The sequence below is a fragment of the Deltaproteobacteria bacterium genome (assembly GCA_016183175.1).
Classification (GTDB): Bacteria; UBA10199; UBA10199; order UBA10199; family SBBF01; genus JACPFC01.
Map to the genome: position 1 here is coordinate 1 of JACPFC010000057.1, position 21,553 is coordinate 21,553.

Consider the following 21,553-nt stretch of genomic DNA (forward strand, 5'->3'; position numbering starts at 1 on the left):
CGCATCACGATGCGCTTCTTACACGCTAGGTGGCCCGCTTAGTCAGTAGAGGCTCTATGAAGCCTCTACTCTACGGGGCGGGTAGACCGCTAGAGCCTGCCGGCAACGGCGGGCCCAGAGAAATGATCATCGCCGAAGGCGATGCCCGCCAAAGTATTAGTGGCGGGCCTATCCGCCAAAAAACGCGGCGGATGCCCTTCGGGCACAGAATCCGGCTTACGGGTTTCAATGAATGACAGGGGGCGCCTTCTCCCTATCGGGAGGGGGCGCCCTTCATTTTTTGTGATTTTACATACTTGACATAATTTTTGTATTTTGTAAAATTAACGTAGATATTATGGATGTGCAAAACGACGCGGTTTACAAACCGGAGGAGATCGCCCGGCTCCTGAAGGTAACGGGGGGGACAATCCGCAATCTGATCAAAAAGGGGTCCCTTTTTGCCTATCAGGTGGGCGACCAGTACCGCATTCCCCGTTACGCCCTCGAGCAGTGGCTTTCCCCCTTTCGGGGGGTGGACTGGGAATCGATCGGCTTCGGCCTCTGGAAGAAGGACCGTCCCACGAAAAATCCGGTTCGTTACGTGGAGGCCTTAAGAAAGGCAAAGTACGCAAGCGTTAAAGACTACCTGTCGGATCTTGATGCAACTTCTTAATCAGTGAACCTGCTTCTCGACACCGACGTCCTTATTTACTTTTTACGAGGCGACCCGCGGATCAAGTCGCTTTTGCTCTTGAACCATTCCTTCTACTACTCCTACATCACAAAAAAGGAACTGCTCAAGAAGCCGGGGTTGAGTACTGCCGAGGCGGAGGCGATCATGCGTCTTCTCAACCGTCTCCGGCAGGTCTCCATTGATGGAAGGATAGCATCTCTGGCGGGGGAACTGCTGAAAAAACACCGCCACCGGGGTTTAAAAATTCCCGACGCTCTTATTGCGGCGAGTTCCATCGCCAAAAACCTGACCCTCGTGACCTTTAACCGGAAACATTTTCGTTTTATCCCCGGCCTTTTGCTTTTTTCCATGGAGACTTTGGGCGGAACAGGGTAAACGAGGAGGAAAGATTTTAATGTTAAAATGCTGTTTCCTGTTTTTCCCGCTTTTGTTCGTTATCGCCTGCGCCACAAACCGCGCCGTTGAACTCTATCCGCTCAAAAGGGCGAAAGAGCCGATCGCCGACCGCTATGTCTTCATGATCGTCATCGACGGCCCGCGGGTGGATGACATGGAAAAACTGGTGGAAGAAGGGAAACTGCCGACAATTCGCAAAACCTTTTTCGAAAACGGCGCGCGGTTTAAAAACTCAACTTCCGTTTTTCCCAGCTCGTCGTCGTCGGGGCATCAGTCCATCATGACGGGGCTCTTTCCGGGGAGAAACGGCGTCCCGGCGTTGAGCTGGGTCGATCGCGCCAACAAAAAAGTGGTGGAGTACTTGAGGGCCGCCGGCTTAAAGCGCCTCAACACCTCCCTCTTCAACTTCCGCCGCCTCTTCAACCCGAATGCGGAATTTTCCGACACACCGCATATGCTCTATACCGCCCTCGACGGCCACCCCACCTTCAACAGTTTTGAGCAGGCCTCTTTCGGGGCAACACGGTTCCAGCCGAAATTCCTCCTCCCCTACGGCTGGCAGTACGCCGTCGCCCGCGACTACGAATATACCGACGTCAAGGCGGCCGAAAAAACGGTGCGGTTTCTCTCGGAAGCCCGCCTGGAAAACTTCCCCCGCGTGACCGCCACCGCTTTTTACACCGTCGACATGCTTTTGCATGAGGAAGAGCCGGTCTCCGAGCGCATCGTCAATGCCTACCGGCATATCGATGTCTTCTTAAGGGAGTTGAAGGGATTGCTGGCCAAAAAAGGGGTTTTGGACAAATCGGTCTTCATTTTGACCGGCGATCACGGTTTTCATGTGACGGAAGAAAAGCAGGTCAGTCTGCGGGATCTTTTGCAAAAGGAAGGGATGAACGCAAAGGACTCCCCCTCTTTCGGCGCGGCCGATGTGATTGTGACCGGCCGGGCCATCTCTTCCAACACCCTCTATCTGAAGCTCGACAAAGAGTGGGAGCGGGAGGCGTTTCTTGAAGACTGGGAGGCCACTCCTTCAAAGAGCCATCCCGGAAAAAATATTGTCGAGGGGTTGATCGATCATCCCGGCATCGAATGGATTATCGGCCGGCGCAAAGACAGCTCCGTGGAGGCCCGGACAAAAAGCGGCAGGGCGCGGATTTATCACACGCGGATCAACGGTGAGGATTTTTATCAATACGAAGTCCCCGCCGGTTTTGTGGATCCCTTTAGCCATAACTCCCCCCATCCCCCTTACGTTTCGCCGGTTCTGCGGCAAAAAGAGGGAAGGTTTTTCGAAGGGAACGGCCATCCGGACGCCATTGTCCTTGCCTCATCCCTTTTTGACGACGGCCGGGCCGAAGGGATTTATGTGGCGCTTGATCCCGGTTGGAACATCCGGCGAAAAAAACGGGGGAACCACGGCTCCCTCGACAGCGAGGACATCCGCGTCCCCCTGTGGTTTTCGGGAAGCGGAATCAGGCCGGGGAAATACGTATTCGGCCGAACCGTGGACATCTACCCCACGGTGATCTCTCTTTTTGGCCTTTCGTTTGATGCGCGGGACACCGACGGCCGGGTTTTGACTGAAATTCTTGAATCTCCTCCGGGAGCCATAACCCGTGCCTCTTCCGCCTCTTTCACCCTTGCGGGGATTGAACTGGAACTCTTAAGAAAGGGCCATGTTTCGGGCGGTCGAGCGGGTTCTTTGGCCCTTGAGGCCAAAAACGAATTGCAAAGGCGATTGATCGTTGAAGAGAACATTCAAAAATGGGAGGGCCGGCTCCGCACCGACTACGGCGATGCCCTCGACAAATCGTCCCCGAAAGGGATCAAGGCGCGCCAGATTTTAAGGAGTCTTCGGCACGCAAAAGAGTTGGCGACAGAGTCGCGCGAGAGAATGGAAAAAATATGTCATTGAAGTTTTTTTTCAACCGAAAAGGAACCGTCATCACAAGCCTCACCACCCTCGGATGGCTTTTGACACTTTGGAATCTCTCCCGTCTTTTTCAAGAAACCGGCCGCGGCATTTTGATCCCTTTCACCTTTCTGACCTTTGTCATTCTCTGCCTCTTCATCACCACCACCCGCTTTATCCCATGGTATCCCGGAAAATTCCGCGGTTTCGGCATCGAGGAGCACTTTGAAAAAACGCTGGTCCCTGCCTCCTATATTATGGTTGTCACGGGGATCATCTACCCCCTCTGGAGAAACTGCTGGCCCTTTCTTTTTTTCGTCGATCTCCTTTTGATCGTTATCATTTCAGTCAACTTTATCCTCCTTTATTTCCATTTTCGGGACCAAGACCCCCTTCCCCCCTCCTATTTTGCCCAAAATCTGCATAAAAACATAAAATGAACAAAATATTTATAATTGTTCATCTATGACTTTTTTCCGGAAAAATAATTCAAAAAAGAAAATAGACATCATTTTGAACCCGTGCTACATTTCGCCAATACAATACGTGACATTACGATATAAAAAGGCGATTTCCAGAGACAAGGTCTCGAGAAAGGGGGAGCCTATGGGGTTGGAAAAATTTGGTCTCATTATTCTTTTGAATTACTTAAACCAGATGGGTCAGGTGAAAAACCATTTGCAGTTGGCTCTTAAAGAAATTTTATTGGCCATGCAGTCCTCGCTCGACATTGTCTCCAAATCAACCGCCAACACCATCTTGAGCAGTTCCAGCGAAATGCTCGAACCCCTTCTTGGCCCGGTTCAAAAAATCATCAACTACACCATCGATCGAATCACCCCCGTCGAAATGCGCATCGACCTGCGCGATGAGGAAAGCCGGCGGATCAAACAGCATATTGTCGACTCCATCATCTCCGCCATCGATGACGAAATCCTCAACACCCGGGCGAGCACATCCGAAAAATACAAATTGAAAGTCGAGGCGCTCTCCACCGTCAAACAGGTCCTGCTCAACCAGAAAAAGGCCCCATTTCATCCGGAAGACGTTGAGGCGCCGTCCGCCCGTCCCGCCAAAGTTGCCTAAAAAAATATTGCTTGAAATAATTCTTCGGGTCGTATCTGATATCCGATGACGCGGCCATGACGCATTCTTGACGCGCTCACGATATGAATAAAGATGTGCGCAGGACAATCATCATCAAGCGCTACCAGAACCGCAAGCTCTACGACACGCAGAATTCCACCTATGTCACCCTCGACGACCGCCACCATGATCAAGCAGGGGGAAGACGCAAAGATCATCGACAACCGGACAAAAGAGGATTTGACCTCCGTCACCCTGGCCCAGATCATCTTCGAGGAGGAAAAGAAAAACAAAAGCCTCCTCCCCCTGGCGGCCCTCCGGCGCGTCATTCAGGAAGGGGGGGGCGCCATCAAGGATTTTTTCGAAAAGACGGTGGACACCGGCGTTTCCACTTTTTCACGCGCCAAGGAAGAGGCCGAAAAGGTCATCGACAAGATCACCGACAAATTGGCGCCGGATGACAACGGCAACATCTTTCAGGAAGTCCTCCACAAGACCCAGGACTTTTCCAAAAAAATCGACGAAAAAATCAAATCGACCGTCGAGTCGGTCACGCATGTCACCTCTCTGCAAAACGAAATCCGCAATCTGCGGAAAAAAATCGCCCAGCTCGAAAAGAAGTTGAAAGAGTACGAACCGTAAGGGCAAATGACCCTCTCCGAACTTTTAAACAAGCGCCTTATCCTCCTTTCGGGAAAGGGAGGGGTGGGCAAAACCACCGTCTCCGTCCTTCTGGCCCTTTTGGCCTCCCGGCTCAAAAAAAAGGTCCTCGTTATCGAGATGAACTCCACCGAACGGGTCGCCCCTTTTTTTGGCCTTAAAACAATCGGCCACCGCGAGATTCCGCTGGCCCCCTACATCACCGGCATCAACTTAAGCCCCCGCGACTGTTTTGAAGAGTACGTTTTGATGCAGATCCGGTTCAAGGCCATCTACGACGCCTTTTTCAACAACCGTTTTGTCGGCTATTTTTTGAACGCCGTTCCTGGGTTGAACGAATTGTTGATGATCGGCAAAATTTTCTACCTGGAAAAACAAAAAGACAAACGGACGGCCGAGCCGCTCTACGACATCATTATTGTCGACGGCCCCGCCACCGGACACGGAATCTCCACCTTCGAGGTGCCGCGAATCGCGCGGGATGCCATCAAGGTGGGGCCTCTCCGCACGCAGTCCGACCGTATCTTAAGCCTTTTAAAAGATCCGGCGAGGACGGCCTTTTCGGTTGTGACGCTGGCCGAGGAGATGCCGGTGGTGGAGGCGGGAGAGTTGTTAACCATGGTCCGCGAAAAGCTCAATCTTCCTGTCGGACCGATCTTCATCAATGCCGTGCATCAGACGGACATAACCGAAGAAGAGGCCCGGATACTTGCCGGCAAAGCGCCTGAAAAAGACGATCCCCTTTATCCCTGGTTTGCCTATGCCTCGCTTTCATACCAGAGGGCGCGGTTAAACGCCGAATACCGGGAAATGTTGATGGAAAAAAACAAAAGTTTGGAGTGCATCGCCATTCCGTTTCAGTATGGAGAGACGACCTCGGCCAAGGGTCTTGAACCGATTGTGGAATTGTTGGCAATAAAATGAAAAATATCCTCACCGAAAAAAATCTCATCCTTGTCTGCGGAAGCGGCGGCGTCGGCAAAACCACAATGGCCGCGGCATTGGCTCTGAAAGGGGCCGCCCTTGGCTTAAAGACCATCGTTCTGACAATCGACCCGGCCAAACGGTTGGCCACCTCACTCGGCCTTGGTGAGCTTTCGGGAGAGGCAAAGAGCATCAACGGAAAAAAACTCTCCTCCATTTTCGGCGCGCCGGATATCCACTGTGACGCGATGATGCTCGACACCAAGCGAACCTTTGACCAGTTGGTGGCCAAATACGCCCCGAATAAGGAGGTTGAAACAAAGATCCTCAACAACAAAATTTACCGCCATCTCTCGGACATGATCGCCGGATCGCAGGAATACATGGCGATGGAAAAACTCTTTGAACTGGCCACGGAGGGCAAATATGATCTCATCGTCATCGACACGCCGCCGACAACCCATGCCATCGACTTTCTGGAGGCGCCCCAAAAGATGATCGACGCCATCGGCCACAGCATGATTCATCTCTTGTTGAAACCGGCGATGCTTGCGGGCAAATCGGGACTGAAATTTTTCGAGAAAGGATCGCGGATGATCCTGAAAATCTTCGACCGGATCACCGGATTTGCCTTTTTGCAGGATATTTCGGAAATGTTGATCTCATTTCAGGAATTGCTGGGGGGGTTCCAGGGACGGGCCGAGGAGGTGAAGAAAATTCTGATACAGCCGGAGACCTCTTTTGTTCTGGGTGCCGCCTGTGAGGAAAAATCGGTCCGCGAGGCCCAGTTTTTTTCGGAGCGTTTGAGCGCCCTGGGATTGCCGCTGGCCGGAGTCATTCTGAACCGGGTCCACCCCCTTTATCGAATCAAACCGGATGAGAAAAACGAAAAACAAAAAGACCTCGCCTCACGGATCGGGGTCAAATTGGCCGGTAAAATGATCCAATGTCTTGACCAGTTCGAGCCGATTGCCCGGCGGGACGAGGCTTACCGGAAGGAATTAAAAAAGGGGCTGACGGAGGAACAATTTTTGACGACCATCCCGCTTTTTGAATCGGACATTCACAGCCTGGAAGGGCTTTATTCGTTGACGGAGTATTTTTAACATTAAAATCAATATGAAACCCCTTGATCCATACCAAAAAAATGATAGGTTTTCAGGCTTGTGAGCGAGGATCGGATTTAATCCGTCCGAGCGAACGGGGGGTGCGGGGGCGCCAGCGGCAAAGCCCCCGATATTATGCAGGCCTACTTACAGCTCCTTAAAGATGTTCTCGAAAACGGCGAAAAAAGGGACGATCGTACCGGAACCGGCACCTTGAGCATTTTCGGCTATCAATGCAAATTTGATTTACGCGAAGGGTTCCCCCTCCTCACCACCAAAAAACTCCATCTCCTCTCCATTATCTATGAGCTCCTCTGGTTCCTCAAAGGAGAAACAAACGTCAAATTTCTCCGCGAAAACAAGGTGACCATCTGGGACGAGTGGGCGGACAAAAACGGCGAGTTGGGGCCGGTCTACGGGTATCAGTGGCGAAACTGGGGAAAAAAGGATATTAACCAGGGTGTCATCCCGGCCGAAGAGCCGGGATCCAGACCTCTTGAACAAAACCTGGATTCCCGCCTTCGCAGGAATGACATGCAAAAGGGTATTGATCAAATCTCTCAAGTTGTCGAATCCATCAAAAAAGATCCCAAGTCGCGACGGCATATCGTGAGCGCGTGGAATGTTTCGGACATCGAAAAGATGAAACTCCCTCCCTGTCACCTCCTCTTCCAATTTTACGTCCATGAGGACAAAAGACTCTCGTGTCAGCTCTATCAGCGGAGTGCGGATATTTTTCTTGGAGTGCCATTCAACATGGCAAGCTACGCGCTACTTCTGATGATGATGGCGCAGGTGACCGGATTGAAGCCGGGATATTTCGTCCATACCTTCGGCGACACCCATTTGTATCTCAATCACGTCGAGCAGGCCAAACTTCAAATCTCCCGCGAACCGCGGTCCTTGCCGACGATGAAAATCAATCCCGGTGTGAAGTCGATTTTTGAATTTAAATACGAGGATTTTATTCTGGAGAATTACAACCCGCATCCCGCAATTAAAGCGGATATTTCCGTATGACCCTCTCCATCATCGTCGCCATGAGCCAAAATGGAGTGATCGGAAAGGACAATAAAATTCCCTGGCACTTGTCCGAAGACCTCAAGCGCTTTAAACAACTCACCATGGGCCACCCGATTGTCATGGGACGAAAGACCTGTCAGTCGATCGGTAAACCGCTCCCGGGACGGGAAAATATTGTCATCACCCGGGATCCAAAGTTTCTCTCCGAAGGAGTCCGTGTGGTGCATAGTCTGGACGAAGCGATCAAGGGGCAAAAACCCGACGAAGAAATTTTTGTCATCGGTGGCGCAGAAATTTACCGGCTGGCCCTCCCGCCGGCTGAAAAAATTTATTTGACCCTTGTTGAAAGGAAATTCGGGGGTGACACCTATTTTCCAGAACCGGAATTTGAAAATCGGTTTGAGAAAATTGAGGAAACGAATGTCCTGCTTTCGGAAAAAAATGGTTTGCCTTACCGGTTTGTCGCCTTCAGGCGAAAATTCAAGTCATGAACAAAATAGCCGTCAAACCAGCTATCCTCGAGTTTCCGGTTGTTCCCGATGTCGGGAAGATTATTGAAATTGTCGGAAAAACCCCCGATTCGTTTCTGCTCGACAGCGCCGATCCCGCGCATCATTCGCGCCGGTATTCCTATGCGGGGTTTGCTCCCCAACAGATCGTGAGCGGATATGACAATCCGTGGCTAGCTCTTGAGGAAATTTATCGTGAAATCGCCACGCCGATTGATTCAACCGTTCCCTTCTGTGGTGGATTAGTTGGATTTCTTACTTATGAATCGGGCCAAAATCCCCCCCGCCCCCCTTTGACAAAGGGGGGAATGGGGGGATTTACGCCGGTGTATTGGTTTGGCCTCTACGATTCCGTTCTGGTTTTCGATCACATAAATAATCGCACCCTTTTAATCTCCTGGAAACTCTCATCCAAAGAACTCAAAGCCGAGGCCGACCGCTGGATGCATCTTTTCGAATCGACACCGATCCGGAACGAACAGTCGGGGATGACCGGCAAAATAGAAATTCCCTGGGAATACGGGCGCTATCAGGAAAAAATCCAAAGGATAAAAGACTACCTGATGGCCGGCGATGTCTATCAGATCAATCTGACGGGACGTTTCCGGGTTGAAACAACCCGATCGGCATCATCAATATACAAACGATTGCGAAAAATATCCCCCGCCCCCTACTCGGCTTTTCTCAATACGGGTGAAATGCAGATTCTTTCCGCCTCGCCGGAATGTTTTTTTGAAATAGTCGGGGATACTATCATCACGCGCCCCATCAAGGGAACTCGAAAACGGTCGCCAGATCTCGCGGAAGACGCACGAATCAGGGAAGATTTGCTGGCTTCAGAAAAAGATCATGCCGAATTGTTGATGATTGTTGACCTGGAGAGGAATGATCTGGGAAAAATCTGCGAATATGGATCGGTAAAGGTCGATTCGCTTTTTCGTCTTGAGACATTCGCCCAGGTGCATCACTTGGTCGCAACGGTCTCGGGACAACTTAAAGCCGACAACACTCCTGTCGATGCCTTGAAAGCCCTTTTCCCCGGCGGCTCCGTTACTGGCGCTCCCAAGATTCGGGCGATGGAAATTATTTGGGAACTTGAGGAGAACCCCCGTTCGGTTTACACGGGAGCGTTGGGCTACATCGGCGCCGGCGGAAATGCCCTGTTTAATATCCCCATTCGGACATTGACCAAGGCAGGAGAAAAAACCTGTTTTCATGCCGGCGGAGGGATTGTGATCGACTCCGACCCGCGGGCGGAATACGAGGAGATGATGGCAAAGGCGGCGGGGATGATTAGGGCGGTGAATGGCGAATAGTGGATGGTGAATGGTGGATGGCGAAGAGATGAAAATTTTTGTTAATGGAAAAATCGTTGACCCATCGGAGGCTAAAATCTCCGTCTTCGACCGCAGTTACCTCTTCGGTGAGGGGCTTTTTGAGACCTTGCGTTCTTACAACGGGGCTCTCCCTTTTTTGGACAGACATCTGGCGCGCCTGGAATGGTCCGCCACTTTTCTTGGTCTGCCGTTTCCCCACCCGCAGAAGATTAAAAAAGGGACCGAGGAACTTCTGCGGGAAAACAAACTCGCCAATGCGCGAATCAAGATCATCCTTTCGGGAATCAACGAAGGGATCAAACCGCAACTGCTCACCCCCAACACGGCGGTCAATCTGCTGATTTTGATGGAAAAATTCGTCCCCCTGCCGGAGACCGATTATGAAACAGGGGTCGGCCTTTCCGTGATTCATTCCGTCCGCAATGAGCCCCCTCCCGTCTCCAACATCAAGACAACGAGCTATGCCTGCAAGATGATCGCCCGGAGCGAGTTCATGGAGCGTGATTCCTTTGACGGCATTTTGCTCGACGCAAACGGCGCCGTAGCCGAGACGACTTCAGCAAATCTCTTTTGGGCGCGGAACGAAACCGTTTTCACCCCTCCAACGAGCATCGGGCTTTTGGGAGGAATCACACGGCAGATTGTGATGGAAATTCTGAAGGAACAAAACGTCCCCCTCAAGGAACAGCTCGTTCAACCCGCCGAGCTTCACGGCGCGAGCGAGGTTTTTTTGACCGGATCGACGCTGGAGGTTCTGCCCGTGATCAAAATCGACGATTGCATCATTGGCAACGGCAAACCGGGGCTGATAACGCAAAAAATCCGCAGTGGATACAAACACCGCGTTAAGAGAGAGATAGCAGGTTGACAGACTTGCTCAGGCTGTTGAGAAAGTTCCAGATGCGAGGCGCCCGCAAGGCCGCAACCGGAGCGTACACGCAAGTACGTGAGGATTGCGGCCGCAACGGGCAACGAAGCAGATGGGACTTTATCAACAGCCTGATTGAATCCATTTCTGCATGACAATCCGCCCCTGGCGGACCGCCTCGGTGAGGGGAAATCCTTCAGCCATAAAGCAGGCAATTAATGCCGATAAGGCACAGCCGGTTCCCCGCAATTTTTTTGCACGGCGACGGCCAAAAATAAACCAGGTTTTTTCCGCGCCGTCGAAAAAAAGATCCTGAACCTTTTCTCCTTTCAGATGCCCACCCTTTAAAAGAACGGGCACCCTCCCCTTTTTCCAAAGGGCTTCCACCCCCTTTTCCATATCTGCCGCATTCCGGATTTCGATACCCGAAAAATAAGAGGCCTCATCCAGATTGGGGGTCCACAGAGACACCAGCGGAAGCAGTTCTTCCGCCAAAATCTTTCGCCCCTTTTTCGACAGGAGAACCCCCCCGGTCGATGACCGGATGACCGGATCGAGAACAATCGGCGGCCGCTTTTTTTCTTTCCCGATAAAACGGACAAGGATTCGCGCCAATTTTTCATTTCCCAACATCCCGATCTTGACCGCCCGATATTGCGATAACGGGGCGATGGAGCACAGCTGATTTTCAAAATGCCCGGGCAAAATCGCCTGGAGGAAAAAGAATTTCTTTTCATTCTGCGCGGTGAGAGCCGTCACCACCGAGGCGGCCTGCAGAGGAAACGAATGGACTATCTCCAGATCGCGGATAAGCCCGGCGTTTCCGGAAGGATCGAGACCGGCGATGAGAAGAACTTTGTTCATTTCAGTGGAGATGAAAAAGACTGCTGAAGAACCGCGCCTCCGCCTTGATGTCTTCCGCCCCCATGAGGCCCGAAATCAGCGCAACCGACGGAACATTTGTCCGAAGCACATCCATAATGTTTATCCGATTGATCCCGCCGATGGCCACAACCGGGATTCGCACCATTTCCAAAACCTCCTTAAGCAGTGACACGCCGACAACGGGATGAGACGGATCGTTTTTTGTGGGGCTTGGGAATATCGCCCCGCAGGAGATGTAATCAGCCCCCTCCTTTTCGGCTACTTTCGCCTCGGCGATCGAATGGGTCGATTTGCCGATAATTTTGGCCGACCCCAGGATGCGCCGCGCCTCTCCAACCGGCATATCACCAACCCCCAGATGGACGCCGTCGGCCCCGATGCGCGAGGCAAGCCAGGGATCATCATTGATCATGAAGGTAAAATCGTGTTCGGACTTCAGATCGAGAATTTCGTGGGCGTTGATTTCGATATCGCCGGGGGTCCCTTTTTTCTGCCGCAGTTGAATCACCCGGACCCCTCCGGACAAAAGATCGCTGGCGATCTCGAACGGCGACAATTTTCCCCCCGCCGCCTGCGGATCGATAATCGCGTAGATTCCCCTGATCTTATGAGCCATGATTTTTCACCGATAAATGAACGTCGATCTTCAACTCATGAATTTTTTTCCGAAGCGTATTGCGGTTGATGCCCAAAAGTGTGGCCGCCCTGATCTGATTGCCGTTTGTCTTTTTTAAGGCCAGCTCGATCAACGGCCGCTCCACGCAGGGAATAAAATGCCGATGGAAATTTTTATTTCCCTCCCGGGCCATCTGCTCGAAGCGCGCGGGCAGGGACCGCCGAATCGCCTCCTCCAGCGAGCCGTCGTCATCGGAGTAGCGAGGGGCCAGGAGAGGGGAAGACCTTGTCATCAGCTCAAAATCGTCAAGCGAGAGACAATCCCCCTGGCTTAAGACAAAAACCCGCTTGATCAGGTTCTCCAGTTCGCGCACGTTTCCCGGCCACGATTGTTTTTCCAAAAACTGGAGGGCGGCCTGCGCAATCCGCTTGAGCGGCGATTTGAACTCGCGCGCCGCCTCTTCGAGAAAAAAATCGGCCAAAAGCGGGATGTCGCTTTTTCGTTCACGCAAGGGGGGAAGCGAGACCGGCACCACGTTGAGCCGAAAATAGAGATCTTCGCGAAACTGTCCCTTTTTGATTGTCTCCTCGAGGTTCTGGTTGGTCGCCGCAATGATTCGGACATCCACCGGAACGGCTTTGGCATCCCCCACCCGCTGGATTTTTTTGTCCTGAAGAACGCGCAAAAGCTTGGCCTGCAGGCCCATCGGCATGTCGCCGATCTCGTCCAAAAAAAGGGTACCGCGATCGGCCTGTTCAAAATATCCCATCGCATCGGCGACGGCGCCGGTAAACGCACCCTTTTTGTGTCCAAACAATTCACTCTCCAGCAGATCGCGGGGAATGGCCGAGCAGTTTACCGCCACAAAGGGATTGGCGGCGCGGTTTCCCTGTTCGTGAATCGCCCGCGCCACCAGCTCCTTGCCGGTGCCGGACTCTCCATGGATAAGAACCGTCACCTCCTGGTTGGCCACCTTTCCGATGATCTTGAAAATCCCCTGTATCCCTTTCGTTTTTCCGATAATCTGTGTCGTCACCGGACGGCGGTTCACCGCGCCCCGTTTGAGCTGTTCGTTTTCCTTCTGGAGACGCCGCGTCTCAAGCGCGCGGTCGATAAGCATAGCCAGCTCCTCCAGATCGAACGGTTTTGTCAGATAATCGTAGGCCCCCCGCTTCATCGCCTCGACGGCGTTCTCCATTGTGTCCTGCGCCGTCATCATGAAAATAATCGGATGGGAAGGAAACTGATCCTGATGCGTCAGAATATCCAACCCGCTCATATCGGGCATCCGGATATCCAAAAGGGCGAGATCGAGCGGAGAATTTTTCAAAAACTCCAGCGCCTCCCCCCCCGTTTTGGCGCGAACCACTTCACACCCCTTCTTTTCCATGGCCCGCGTAAGGATGGTGCGGATGCTGGCCTCGTCATCGGCAATAAGAATGCGGGTCATACGGGCAAATACACCGAAAAGACGGTGCCCTTTCCTTTTTCGCTTTTTACTTCAATATCCCCCTCGTGTTCCTCCACAATCCGGTGACACAGCGGAAGCCCCAACCCGGTCCCCCGGGGTTTGGTGGTGAAGAAGGGAACAAAAATATTCGGCAGATTCTCCTCGGAAATCCCTTCTCCCGTGTCTTCGACATCGATGCCGATCAACTGACGCCGCCGGTCCTTTTTTCTGAAACCAAAATCCGTAACCACCCGCGAGCGAACCATCACCCTCCCCTTTTCCCTGACGGCCTGCCGGGCGTTCTTGATGAGGTTCAGGAACACCTGGGTCAGCGCCTCGGCGTCTCCGACGATGCGCGGAATGCTCGGATCGAAATCGGCGGCAAATTCAACGCTTCCCTTGGCCACCGTCGTTTGCAAAACAATCAGGTCATGCAGAATCTGGTTGATGTTCACCTTCTTTTTGTTGAGCTTCTTCGGTTTGGTGAAATTGAGCAGATCTTTCATCAACCGATCGACCCGGGTCGACTCTTTGAGGATGATTTCGGCATACTCTTTCAGCTCCTTTTTTTTCAGCTCGTCGACCAGCAACTGGCTTGCCCCCTTGATGCCGGAGAGGGGATTTTTGATCTCATGCGCCAGCCCCGAGGCGATCATCCCCACATAGTGTATCCGGTCGGCCCTTTTTTGGTGCTCCTCGAAGCGGATCAGGCCGGCGCGGTCGCGCAACAGGACGCTGATCCCCAGAAGCTCGCCGTCGGTGCCGACCAAGGGAAAGGTTTCGACATCCATCGACCGGTGGGAATTTGACGCAAAAAAAATCGGCACATCCCTTAAATAATAACTCCCGCGGATTTCGACGACCCGGTGAATACTGTTGAGCACGGTCGGATTTTTTTTAAAGACCTGAAAAACATTCGCACCGCCGTCACCGCTCAACTCGCGGCCGAAAAGGGCGTTGAAGACGGCGTTGCGGAAGGAAATAGCCCCGTCGGGCCCCGCAATCACCAGCCCGTGGCGGAGGTGGTTCAGATAAAGTTCAAGATTAATTCCTTCGGTCATCGCCAAAAAAATCGGCCACCGTCTTCCGGATCTCCTCCCAGCTATCCGTACGGACCGTCCGATTCCTGAAATCGGCCCCGTCCCTTAGGCCCTTCGAATAAAAACAGAGATGCTTTCGCATCTGCCTGATGCCGGACGGCATGCCGAATGATTGAAAAAAATAGTCGTACTGGCGAAAGATCAGGTCGCGGGTTTCGGCAATCGACGGGGTATATTCCTTTCCCTCCACAAAGCTTTTGAAAATCCACGGCGCGCTTGTCGCCCCGCGGCCGGTCATGACGGCGTCGCATCCCGTATCCTGGAGCATCCGATAGGCATCCTCAAACGTTTCGACATCGCCGTTTCCAATCACCGGAATCGAGATTTGTGATTTGAGTTCTTTGATGAGATCCCAGTTGGCCTCCCCCGAATATCCCTGCGCCCTCGTCCGGGCATGCAACGCCACCGCGTCGAGGCCGCAGTTTTCCGCCAACCGGGCCACTTCGAACGCCTGGTTGCAACGCTGATCCCATCCGGCGCGCATTTTGACCGTAAAAGGGATTTTCAATACGGCACGCATTTTTTCGAAAACTTTTCGGACAAGTGAAAGATCATTGAGCAGTGCCGACCCGCCGCCGTCGTTGACGATTTTTTTGGCGGGGCATCCCATGTTCAAGTCGACCAGATCGATGCCGGTATTCTGGGCAATCCGGGCCGCCCCCTCGAGATCTTCGGCATTGTTGCCGAACAGTTGAAGCGCCACCGGCCTTTCCGATTCGTCATACGCCAGCATCCGACGGGATTTTTGATCTCCCATCACAAGTGCCCGCGCGGAAACCATCTGGTTGATCACCAGTCCCGCTCCATATTCTTTACAGATACGACGAAAGGCGGTGTGCGTAATCCCGCACATCGGCGCCAGAATGAGACGATGCGGAATCTCGAGGGATCCGATTCGAAAAGGGGTCAGAGGATGATTTGATAGCCCGGACATAGCGGTAAGGAGGAACTCTACCGCCTGCCCAAAATTTAGGCAATAGTAAATATGGGGTATGTGGTAGCGCTAGATATTTTCCAGATACTTTCTTAAAAAAGCTTTTCGTTGTGTTTGTACCCGTACGTTGCACTTTCGTACCGGCCTCTCTTGGAGTGGGCGCACGATTCCAGCGCCTCGTCGACAAGGCCCGAGGAGCGAATTACACAATATTGTGTAAAAATAAAGACAATTTTTTATACAATTTTGTTTAATTTTTCTTCCTCAACAGCGGCCTCCAGAGCCCTGCCTGCACGGTATCAAGCGGGACCCGTCTCCCAACGTGGCGGTTAAGGGGCGCTTATATCCTTTTCAAACCCGCCCAGCGGACAAAATGCCTGAAATCGGGATCGCGGGTGATCAGCGAAACATGGTGATCGAGACAACTTTGTGCAACCAGGGTATCCGCCAGCCGTGCCTTCAGGCCGCGGCGAATGATCTCGGACCGAAGAAGGCCGGCCCGCTCCCAGTAACCGTCGGTCATGGTCAGCAAGGGTATTTCTTTGAAAAGACTTCGGACGTTTTGGGGAACTTTGGCGTCGCTTAAGAGTTCGGTCAAAACAACGGGAGGAAAAACGACCAGTTTTTGCTCCAAAGCCGTTTCAACCGCCTCGGTATCAGCGGCTTTGTCTCCGGCAAGATAGGCAATAAATGAACTGGAATCAACGGCGATCATTTTTTTGTCGTCTGTGCCCTGGCTTTGCAATTTGCCCGTGAGTTTCGAGTCTGGTGCTGAAGCGGCGGTTATATGGTTGTCTTACCGGTCTTCACGGAGTCTGCGCAGGTTGATGGAAAATTTCACCTTTCCCCGAAGGCGCCGCAGTTTTTCGTATGCCCGGCCGGCGGCAACCAGTTCCAACCCCTGACGAATCGTGGGGGTAATCCCGCATCCCGTGGCTACCCGGGCTTTGCGCAGGAGATTTTCAGGAACCTCAACGGTTATCTTGCGGGCAACATCCATAGCCGATAAATACCAGTATCAATACCATATGTCAATACGGCATTTTCGGCATCGGACCTACATTGTCTTTTTCCTCAACAGCGGCCGCCAGAGCCCCCCTTCTCCAAAGGCCTTCCAGCCGAAGCGGAGCCAGCGGATGAGGGCCATGGCAATCCACATCGCCCAGGCAAGCATGACGAGATGATAGACATAGAGAGGAACCGAGATAATCCACGGTCGGGGCAAGGCCCCGTTTGTCCGATCCTGATACCAGTTGAGTTCAAAGCTCGTCGAGCCGTTTCCGGCAATCTGCATCCGCGGCTGGCCGAGCAGGCCCTGACGGAGCGATTCAACAAGGATGACCAGAGCCGCCACGGTCCAACAGACAATCAGGAGTTGGCGCATGTCGTAGACAAAGGCCCCTTTGAGGTCACTCTTCTGTTTTCGCCATCCGAGAAACAAAAGCCAGCCGGCCACAACCAGCGCCTCAAGCGCCGAAACCTGCGTCAACCCGAGACCGAGCAGAATCCATGAGAGGGCATTAAGAGGCGAAAAATCGAGTTTCGACAGAGCGATGGCCGCAAGGAGAATCACGACGAGGAAGGACCAAAACAAAACAGCCGGCCCCATCCGCGGACCGCCAAGCGAGAGGATCCAGCGGTCGCCCCCCACTTGGATCTGCGTTTCGGCATTCACACTGGGGGCCCCCAGATTGACAGGCGGCGCCTGATACCGAAGGGAAAACCCGGCAGGTTCCAGCCAACCCACGGAAATATTCTGACCACCGGGTGAAAGGGGGATGACCAGTTTTTCCTTATCCATCCGGATCGGCTGATCGGCCCCATTGATGGTGAGCGATTTGACCATCGCCCCTTTCGGCAGGGAGATCGCGTGCTGGCCGCCGAGGCTTGAGCGCAGATCGAGCCTTAACGTGATGTCGCTGGTCCGTCTTCCGGGAGTTATCGTCATCTCCGATTTGTCGATGGTCATCGTCTGTCCCGGCACGCCCGCGGGACGGCTGATTGCCAGTTTGAGGGATTCGCCCGGCCAGGGTTGCCACTGTGGAACCCGTTTATCCGTCGCGTCGGGTTGATGAATGGATGGAATCCCCTCCGCCTCCACATGCCACACCGGCCCCGCCTCCAGACGCCATAATGAAGCCCAGCTGAAAGTGTCGGGGGCTTTCAGATTTATTTCGGGAACAATCTCCAGACGGGAATTCCATACAAGCTCCGCAACCTGCGGCCCGAGGCTCGCATTGACCCTGTTTTCATGAACCACCACATCGGGGGTGGTCACCGATTCGCCGGAAACAAGCGGCACCTCCAGCACAACGGCGGTCCCCAGCGGAGAGAGGCGGACAATCCTTGTTTCCATCTCCCAATTCATCCCCAGAAAAAAAGTCCGCTCCACGCGGACAAACGGCGGCAGTTGTTGCGTCTCGCCGACGGCCTCATCCGGGGAGACAGACACGGCCCCGCGCGTCAGCGTCAGGTTATCCTCCGGCGCCCCGTCCGGCTGAATGCCGGAAACGCTCCACCCTTCCGCGGTCATCACTTCAACACGGTGCGGTTTTTCCGGGAGGGCCAGTTGCACCGAGGGCTGTGCCGGAAGGCGGCCGGAAAGCAATATCTGATGCGGGCCTTCCGGCACCAAAAGCCGCAAGAGGCCGTCGTCGGAACGAATGACGCCGGCGCCCGTCTCCCCATCGAGCAAAATCTCCTGCGGCGACCAGTCCTGAAGATTTCCCGGAATGGCCACAGCCGTTTCCGCCAGGGCATTCACCTCCAGCCGCGCGCGGAGGGTACTGCCGGAAATTTCCAACTGCATGCGGGAGATGGAGGCGCAGTCGGGATAACATTCCGGATCTTCCAGCAGGCGATCCTTCAAGGCCTGAAGAAGGGCATCCGAGGGATAATCGGCACGCACGGATGGTGAAACGGACAGGAGAGAAATTGTCAGAAAAAATAAACCGGCCCCGGCCACCGGCCTGCGTTGTAAAAATTCCTTGAGCCTTCGAAGCGGAAATCCAAACAGGCAAAGAGTCAGAAGGACCAGAAGAAAAACCCGCGTCGCCGAGAGCAACAGGTTCATCAAGGGGGAAATAAGAAATAGTCTGATCGTCTGATTTTTTCCCACCGGGCCGCTCCATTCGAGCGAGACCTTTCTCCAGTCCCACTGCGTCAGCCCCGGCCCCGTCTGAACAAGGGCGTTGGGATCCTGCTGATAGAGATTCTGTTGGGAAAGAGATTTCAGATCGATCATCTGATTCATCGGCTGGGAAAATTCCCCCTTCCGCATCATTTTTGAGGGGATTGAAAGCTCTTCCTCCATGGGAGGGGCCGCCTTTTGCTCCTGCATGACTGCTTCAGGGGCCGGCGGAGGCGGTGCGCCAGTCGTTCCGAAACCGGCGCCTCCTTTTCCCTTATAATATTGTTGAGGGGCATACTGATAGGGAACTTTTTCCAGCGCCGGATGAATCCCCTCCCGCACCTGCTGGATCAGAAAGGGAACCACCCACACAATCAAAACCACCCATGTCCCCAGCCGGTAGAACTTGAAAAGCGACCGGATCCGTCCCTCTGGGAGATACCGGCAGAGGGTCTCGCCGGCCAGAACCAAAAGCCAGATCCACCGCGGGGCATCGACCTCCTTGTAGGAAAGGGCGAGGGTGATTAATGCCACAACTCCCCATCGCACATTAAAGAGTTTGGCAATCGCGAGGGCGGTCATCAAGACAACAAAAAGATCGAGGAGCGTCCATTGATTGAGCCAGGTGTTTCGGACACGGTCGATGCCGGTGGCGCCGAAGAGCTTCCATCCCGGCGGCAGATTCAGCTGGGCTACGACATGCTGAAAATCGTCATTCCAGCCGGTGGCCGACAGGGCCGCCTTTCGGGGAAGGCGGCTGTCGGCGGTAACATTCAACCGCCCCTGCCGGATCTCCACCCCTTGGGTCAGTGACCCTTCCGGCCCTTTTTCTTTCAGACGCGTAATGAACTGATCCTCGCCGTCGATCGACACGCGCCCCAACTGCATTGGCGGAGCCACCTCAAGGCGCCAGCCCCGGCGCATGAGGCCGGAGAGTTCGTCCTGTACCGTAAATCCGGCTCCGTCAAAATCGAGCCACAATGTTCGGGCAAGGGCCAGGTCATCCGGCGCCGGGTCTTCGTCCCCCCTTTTTTTCTGCACGATGCCGAATGTCTCGCCCGGCTTGACGCGGTAGGCGGGAAATCCCATCCACTCTTCCGGAAGGGTGGTCTGGCGCGGATCGATGATCGGGACGCCGCTCACCTCCGCGAGGCGGAGCGACGGTTGCGACTCAAAAACCCAGACCTCTTCTGAGGCCCACAGCCCTGACGGATCATGGAGGAGGATCTCGGCCGCCGCCGATTCGTGCCGGGCCGCAAGGGTAATGGACCAGTTGCCCGCCCGCGCCTGGACGCGGAGCCTTCCATCTTTTTCCAGACGCGACGGGAGGTCTCCCGCAAGCGACAAGGGGATAAACCCGGCAGGAAGCGCCTGCCCCAGCTGGATTTCCCGATTCTTTCCCGAAACGGCGAGGTCGATGCGTGTGGTAAGCAGAAGAGGAATGTCGTCGGTCACCCGGCGATAAACATGGATGTCGAGATTCTCTTCGGCCCCTTCCCCTCCTTCGCCTGTTTTTGCAATCCAGAGGCGCCCTTCTTCATCGCGCAGAGGGAAATCGACGGCGCTCCCATTGACGGTCACCCCGATGATGCCAGTTTCGAGCGGGATGGGAAAGGCCTCCGGGGTTTGGTCCCATAAAAAATCTCCGGATATGGTATAATTTCCGGCGGCAAGATAGACCGCCGGTTTTCCGTCGCGCTCCACAACGGCAACAGCGCTTCCGGACGATTTGACATTTTGCGGCCAGAATTTGGCGTCGCCGGGAAGAGTCACCCATCCATCGGCGGAGACTTCCCACGGCTGGCGAAAACTCCCGCCGGTTCCCGTCAATGACAATTCCAATCGCCCCGGCCATTGGCAGATTCTCTTGTCTTCCTCGCCGCTAAAGAAGGGGCAGACCGATTCTTCGGTTCCATGCAGGACCCAGTCGGTCCACGTGCGAAGGACCTCGGGAATATCTTCCAATTTGGGCGCGGCCAGGGCGTCCGGTTGATGGAAAAGAAAAACGGAAAGGACAAAAGCGCAAACAACGGCCGGAAGTCGTTTCATGGCCCCTCCTTTTTGGAGGGGTTATTTTGCCCCATTTTGGGATGGAAGGCGAGTTAAAACCCACGAGTCGCTTGACGGCGCCTTCGGTTAGCGTTAACCCTTGCCCCGTCAAAATGACAACACCCTTTAATCTCGAAAGCTATTTAAGCCATTCCGGAAAGGTCGATTTAACCGATATTGTCTTCGACGACGCCGCGAAATATCCGCTGACACCCGAAGAGATCAGGTGCCTTACCTATATGATGGATATCGAAACCCACACGATTGTCTATCTTCGCGGCATCCTCAATACCTGCGCCGTTGAAAATCCCCGGATTACCGCATTTCTTTCATGCTGGGCCTACGAGGAATATTTTCACGGTCAGGCCCTTTGGCAATTTCTTCAGGCCTGCGGTGTCCCTGTCGACCCGGAACGATTCAAAGAGGTGCAAAAAAACCGTTCCTTTCGCGAATGGCTGGAAGACATCGGCGCCTCGCTTTTGTGCAAGGTCACAAAACACTTTCATTCGGCCTATCTGACATGGGGAGCAATCAATGAATTATCGACCCTCGAAGGCTACGGGGCCCTTATCCGCAAGACAAACAATCCGATCCTGGCCGAAATACTCAAACGGATCATCCGGGATGAACGAAAGCATTTTTCCTTTTATTATGGCGAGGCGCGGAACTATCTGCAACATCCCGGGGCACAGAGGCTCACCGCTTTTTTGCTCAAAAGACTCTGGACGCCGGTGGGAAGCGGCGTCAAACCTGACAGCGAGGTGGAGTGGATCATGAATTTTATCTTTGGAGAAGAGGGAGGCCGGCAGACCACACAGAATATCGACGCCGCGATCGCCAAACTTCCGGGCCTTGGATGGTTTGATCTGGTAACGAAGATGCGCGACCG

At 53.7% G+C, this 21,553-nt stretch carries 20 protein-coding genes and 1 pseudogene; 13 read left to right on the forward strand and 8 right to left on the reverse strand.

The annotated features are described in order from the left end of the window. The first annotated feature begins 337 nt into the window (after positions 1-337). The 12 genes and pseudogenes from HYU99_06745 to HYU99_06800 all read left to right on the forward strand — a co-directional run bounded on the left by HYU99_06745 (position 338) and on the right by HYU99_06800 (position 10,500). Entirely contained in the window at positions 338-655 is a 318-nt protein-coding gene (locus HYU99_06745; GenBank protein MBI2340042.1) for a helix-turn-helix domain-containing protein, read from the forward strand. A 3-nt stretch (positions 656-658) separates the two neighbouring features. Further along, positions 659-1,051 carry a type II toxin-antitoxin system VapC family toxin gene (locus HYU99_06750; GenBank protein ID MBI2340043.1) on the forward strand — a complete coding sequence of 131 codons (393 nt, stop codon included), beginning with the start codon at positions 659-661 and terminating at the stop codon, positions 1,049-1,051. A gap of 19 nt (positions 1,052-1,070) precedes the next feature. After that, positions 1,071-2,990, forward strand: coding sequence for an alkaline phosphatase family protein (locus HYU99_06755; GenBank protein ID MBI2340044.1), 1,920 nt, complete (start codon positions 1,071-1,073; stop codon positions 2,988-2,990). After that, positions 2,981-3,427: a hypothetical protein gene (locus HYU99_06760; protein MBI2340045.1), complete on the forward strand. Its 447-nt coding sequence runs from the start codon at positions 2,981-2,983 to the stop codon at positions 3,425-3,427. The genes HYU99_06755 and HYU99_06760 overlap by 10 nt, the downstream gene beginning before the upstream one ends. A 166-nt stretch (positions 3,428-3,593) precedes the next feature. Beyond that, positions 3,594-4,073 carry a hypothetical protein gene (locus HYU99_06765; GenBank protein MBI2340046.1) on the forward strand — a complete coding sequence of 160 codons (480 nt, stop codon included), beginning with the start codon at positions 3,594-3,596 and terminating at the stop codon, positions 4,071-4,073. An 83-nt stretch (positions 4,074-4,156) separates the two neighbouring features. After that, positions 4,157-4,715, forward strand: a pseudogene (locus HYU99_06770) (phasin family protein). A 6-nt stretch (positions 4,716-4,721) separates the two neighbouring features. Beyond that, positions 4,722-5,657: an ArsA family ATPase gene (locus HYU99_06775; protein MBI2340047.1), complete on the forward strand. Its 936-nt coding sequence runs from the start codon at positions 4,722-4,724 to the stop codon at positions 5,655-5,657. After that, positions 5,654-6,763, forward strand: coding sequence for an ArsA family ATPase (locus HYU99_06780; protein MBI2340048.1), 1,110 nt, complete (start codon positions 5,654-5,656; stop codon positions 6,761-6,763). The genes HYU99_06775 and HYU99_06780 overlap by 4 nt, the downstream gene beginning before the upstream one ends. A gap of 135 nt (positions 6,764-6,898) precedes the next feature. Further along, positions 6,899-7,783 (forward strand): thymidylate synthase, encoded by an 885-nt coding sequence (locus HYU99_06785; GenBank protein MBI2340049.1) that lies wholly within the window; start codon positions 6,899-6,901, stop codon positions 7,781-7,783. Next, the gene (locus HYU99_06790; protein ID MBI2340050.1) at positions 7,780-8,277 is read left to right on the forward strand and encodes a dihydrofolate reductase; all 498 of its coding nucleotides are present in this window, start codon (positions 7,780-7,782) and stop codon (positions 8,275-8,277) included. The genes HYU99_06785 and HYU99_06790 overlap by 4 nt, the downstream gene beginning before the upstream one ends. Further along, positions 8,274-9,611: an aminodeoxychorismate synthase component I gene (gene pabB, locus HYU99_06795; GenBank protein ID MBI2340051.1), complete on the forward strand. Its 1,338-nt coding sequence runs from the start codon at positions 8,274-8,276 to the stop codon at positions 9,609-9,611. The genes HYU99_06790 and pabB overlap by 4 nt, the downstream gene beginning before the upstream one ends. A gap of 28 nt (positions 9,612-9,639) precedes the next feature. Beyond that, positions 9,640-10,500, forward strand: coding sequence for an aminotransferase class IV (locus tag HYU99_06800; GenBank protein MBI2340052.1), 861 nt, complete (start codon positions 9,640-9,642; stop codon positions 10,498-10,500). Positions 10,501-10,623: 123 nt separating this feature from the next. Here HYU99_06800 and HYU99_06805 read toward each other — a convergent pair whose 3' ends face one another. From HYU99_06805 to HYU99_06840, 8 genes are all read right to left on the reverse strand, one after another. Further along, positions 10,624-11,364 carry a hydroxymethylpyrimidine/phosphomethylpyrimidine kinase gene (locus tag HYU99_06805; protein MBI2340053.1) on the reverse strand — a complete coding sequence of 247 codons (741 nt, stop codon included), beginning with the start codon at positions 11,362-11,364 and terminating at the stop codon, positions 10,624-10,626. 1 nt (position 11,365) lies between these two features. Continuing rightward, positions 11,366-12,001: a thiamine phosphate synthase gene (thiE, locus tag HYU99_06810; GenBank protein ID MBI2340054.1), complete on the reverse strand. Its 636-nt coding sequence runs from the start codon at positions 11,999-12,001 to the stop codon at positions 11,366-11,368. Further along, positions 11,991-13,451: a sigma-54-dependent Fis family transcriptional regulator gene (locus tag HYU99_06815; GenBank protein ID MBI2340055.1), complete on the reverse strand. Its 1,461-nt coding sequence runs from the start codon at positions 13,449-13,451 to the stop codon at positions 11,991-11,993. Before HYU99_06815 ends, thiE begins: the two co-directional genes overlap by 11 nt. After that, a complete protein-coding gene (locus HYU99_06820) occupies positions 13,448-14,512 on the reverse strand; it encodes a PAS domain-containing sensor histidine kinase (protein ID MBI2340056.1) in 1,065 nt (354 codons plus the stop codon). The genes HYU99_06815 and HYU99_06820 overlap by 4 nt, the downstream gene beginning before the upstream one ends. Beyond that, complete coding sequence (gene dusB, locus HYU99_06825; GenBank protein MBI2340057.1) at positions 14,496-15,485, reverse strand: tRNA dihydrouridine synthase DusB; 990 nt, start codon at positions 15,483-15,485, stop codon at positions 14,496-14,498. The genes HYU99_06820 and dusB overlap by 17 nt, the downstream gene beginning before the upstream one ends. A gap of 340 nt (positions 15,486-15,825) precedes the next feature. Further along, on the reverse strand, positions 15,826-16,200 hold the full coding sequence (locus tag HYU99_06830; protein MBI2340058.1) for a PIN domain-containing protein: 375 nt from the start codon (positions 16,198-16,200) through the stop codon (positions 15,826-15,828). Between the two features lie 81 nt (positions 16,201-16,281). Continuing rightward, on the reverse strand, positions 16,282-16,485 hold the full coding sequence (locus HYU99_06835; protein ID MBI2340059.1) for a hypothetical protein: 204 nt from the start codon (positions 16,483-16,485) through the stop codon (positions 16,282-16,284). Positions 16,486-16,542: 57 nt separating this feature from the next. Next, the gene (locus tag HYU99_06840; GenBank protein MBI2340060.1) at positions 16,543-20,664 is read right to left on the reverse strand and encodes a hypothetical protein; all 4,122 of its coding nucleotides are present in this window, start codon (positions 20,662-20,664) and stop codon (positions 16,543-16,545) included. Positions 20,665-20,777: 113 nt separating this feature from the next. Between HYU99_06840 and HYU99_06845 the strand changes: the two genes are divergently transcribed. Beyond that, positions 20,778-21,553: hypothetical protein (locus HYU99_06845; protein MBI2340061.1), on the forward strand; the 776-nt coding region annotated here is incomplete at its 3' end.

Excerpts from the sequence above, each read along its gene's own strand:
- HYU99_06745 (MBI2340042.1), top strand. The coding sequence starts at position 338 with ATGGATGTGCAAAACGACGCGGTTTACAAACCGGAGGAGATCGCCCGG.
- HYU99_06755 (MBI2340044.1), top strand. The coding sequence starts at position 1,071 with ATGTTAAAATGCTGTTTCCTGTTTTTCCCGCTTTTGTTCGTTATCGCC.
- HYU99_06760 (MBI2340045.1), top strand. The coding sequence starts at position 2,981 with ATGTCATTGAAGTTTTTTTTCAACCGAAAAGGAACCGTCATCACAAGC.
- HYU99_06765 (MBI2340046.1), top strand. The coding sequence starts at position 3,594 with ATGGGGTTGGAAAAATTTGGTCTCATTATTCTTTTGAATTACTTAAAC.
- HYU99_06775 (MBI2340047.1), top strand. The coding sequence starts at position 4,722 with ATGACCCTCTCCGAACTTTTAAACAAGCGCCTTATCCTCCTTTCGGGA.
- HYU99_06780 (MBI2340048.1), top strand. The coding sequence starts at position 5,654 with ATGAAAAATATCCTCACCGAAAAAAATCTCATCCTTGTCTGCGGAAGC.
- HYU99_06785 (MBI2340049.1), top strand. The coding sequence starts at position 6,899 with ATGCAGGCCTACTTACAGCTCCTTAAAGATGTTCTCGAAAACGGCGAA.
- HYU99_06790 (MBI2340050.1), top strand. The coding sequence starts at position 7,780 with ATGACCCTCTCCATCATCGTCGCCATGAGCCAAAATGGAGTGATCGGA.
- pabB (MBI2340051.1), top strand. The coding sequence starts at position 8,274 with ATGAACAAAATAGCCGTCAAACCAGCTATCCTCGAGTTTCCGGTTGTT.
- HYU99_06800 (MBI2340052.1), top strand. The coding sequence starts at position 9,640 with ATGAAAATTTTTGTTAATGGAAAAATCGTTGACCCATCGGAGGCTAAA.
- HYU99_06805 (MBI2340053.1), bottom strand. The coding sequence starts at position 11,364 with ATGAACAAAGTTCTTCTCATCGCCGGTCTCGATCCTTCCGGAAACGCC.
- thiE (MBI2340054.1), bottom strand. The coding sequence starts at position 12,001 with ATGGCTCATAAGATCAGGGGAATCTACGCGATTATCGATCCGCAGGCG.
- HYU99_06815 (MBI2340055.1), bottom strand. The coding sequence starts at position 13,451 with ATGACCCGCATTCTTATTGCCGATGACGAGGCCAGCATCCGCACCATC.
- HYU99_06820 (MBI2340056.1), bottom strand. The coding sequence starts at position 14,512 with ATGACCGAAGGAATTAATCTTGAACTTTATCTGAACCACCTCCGCCAC.
- dusB (MBI2340057.1), bottom strand. The coding sequence starts at position 15,485 with ATGTCCGGGCTATCAAATCATCCTCTGACCCCTTTTCGAATCGGATCC.
- HYU99_06830 (MBI2340058.1), bottom strand. The coding sequence starts at position 16,200 with ATGATCGCCGTTGATTCCAGTTCATTTATTGCCTATCTTGCCGGAGAC.
- HYU99_06835 (MBI2340059.1), bottom strand. The coding sequence starts at position 16,485 with ATGGATGTTGCCCGCAAGATAACCGTTGAGGTTCCTGAAAATCTCCTG.
- HYU99_06840 (MBI2340060.1), bottom strand. The coding sequence starts at position 20,664 with ATGAAACGACTTCCGGCCGTTGTTTGCGCTTTTGTCCTTTCCGTTTTT.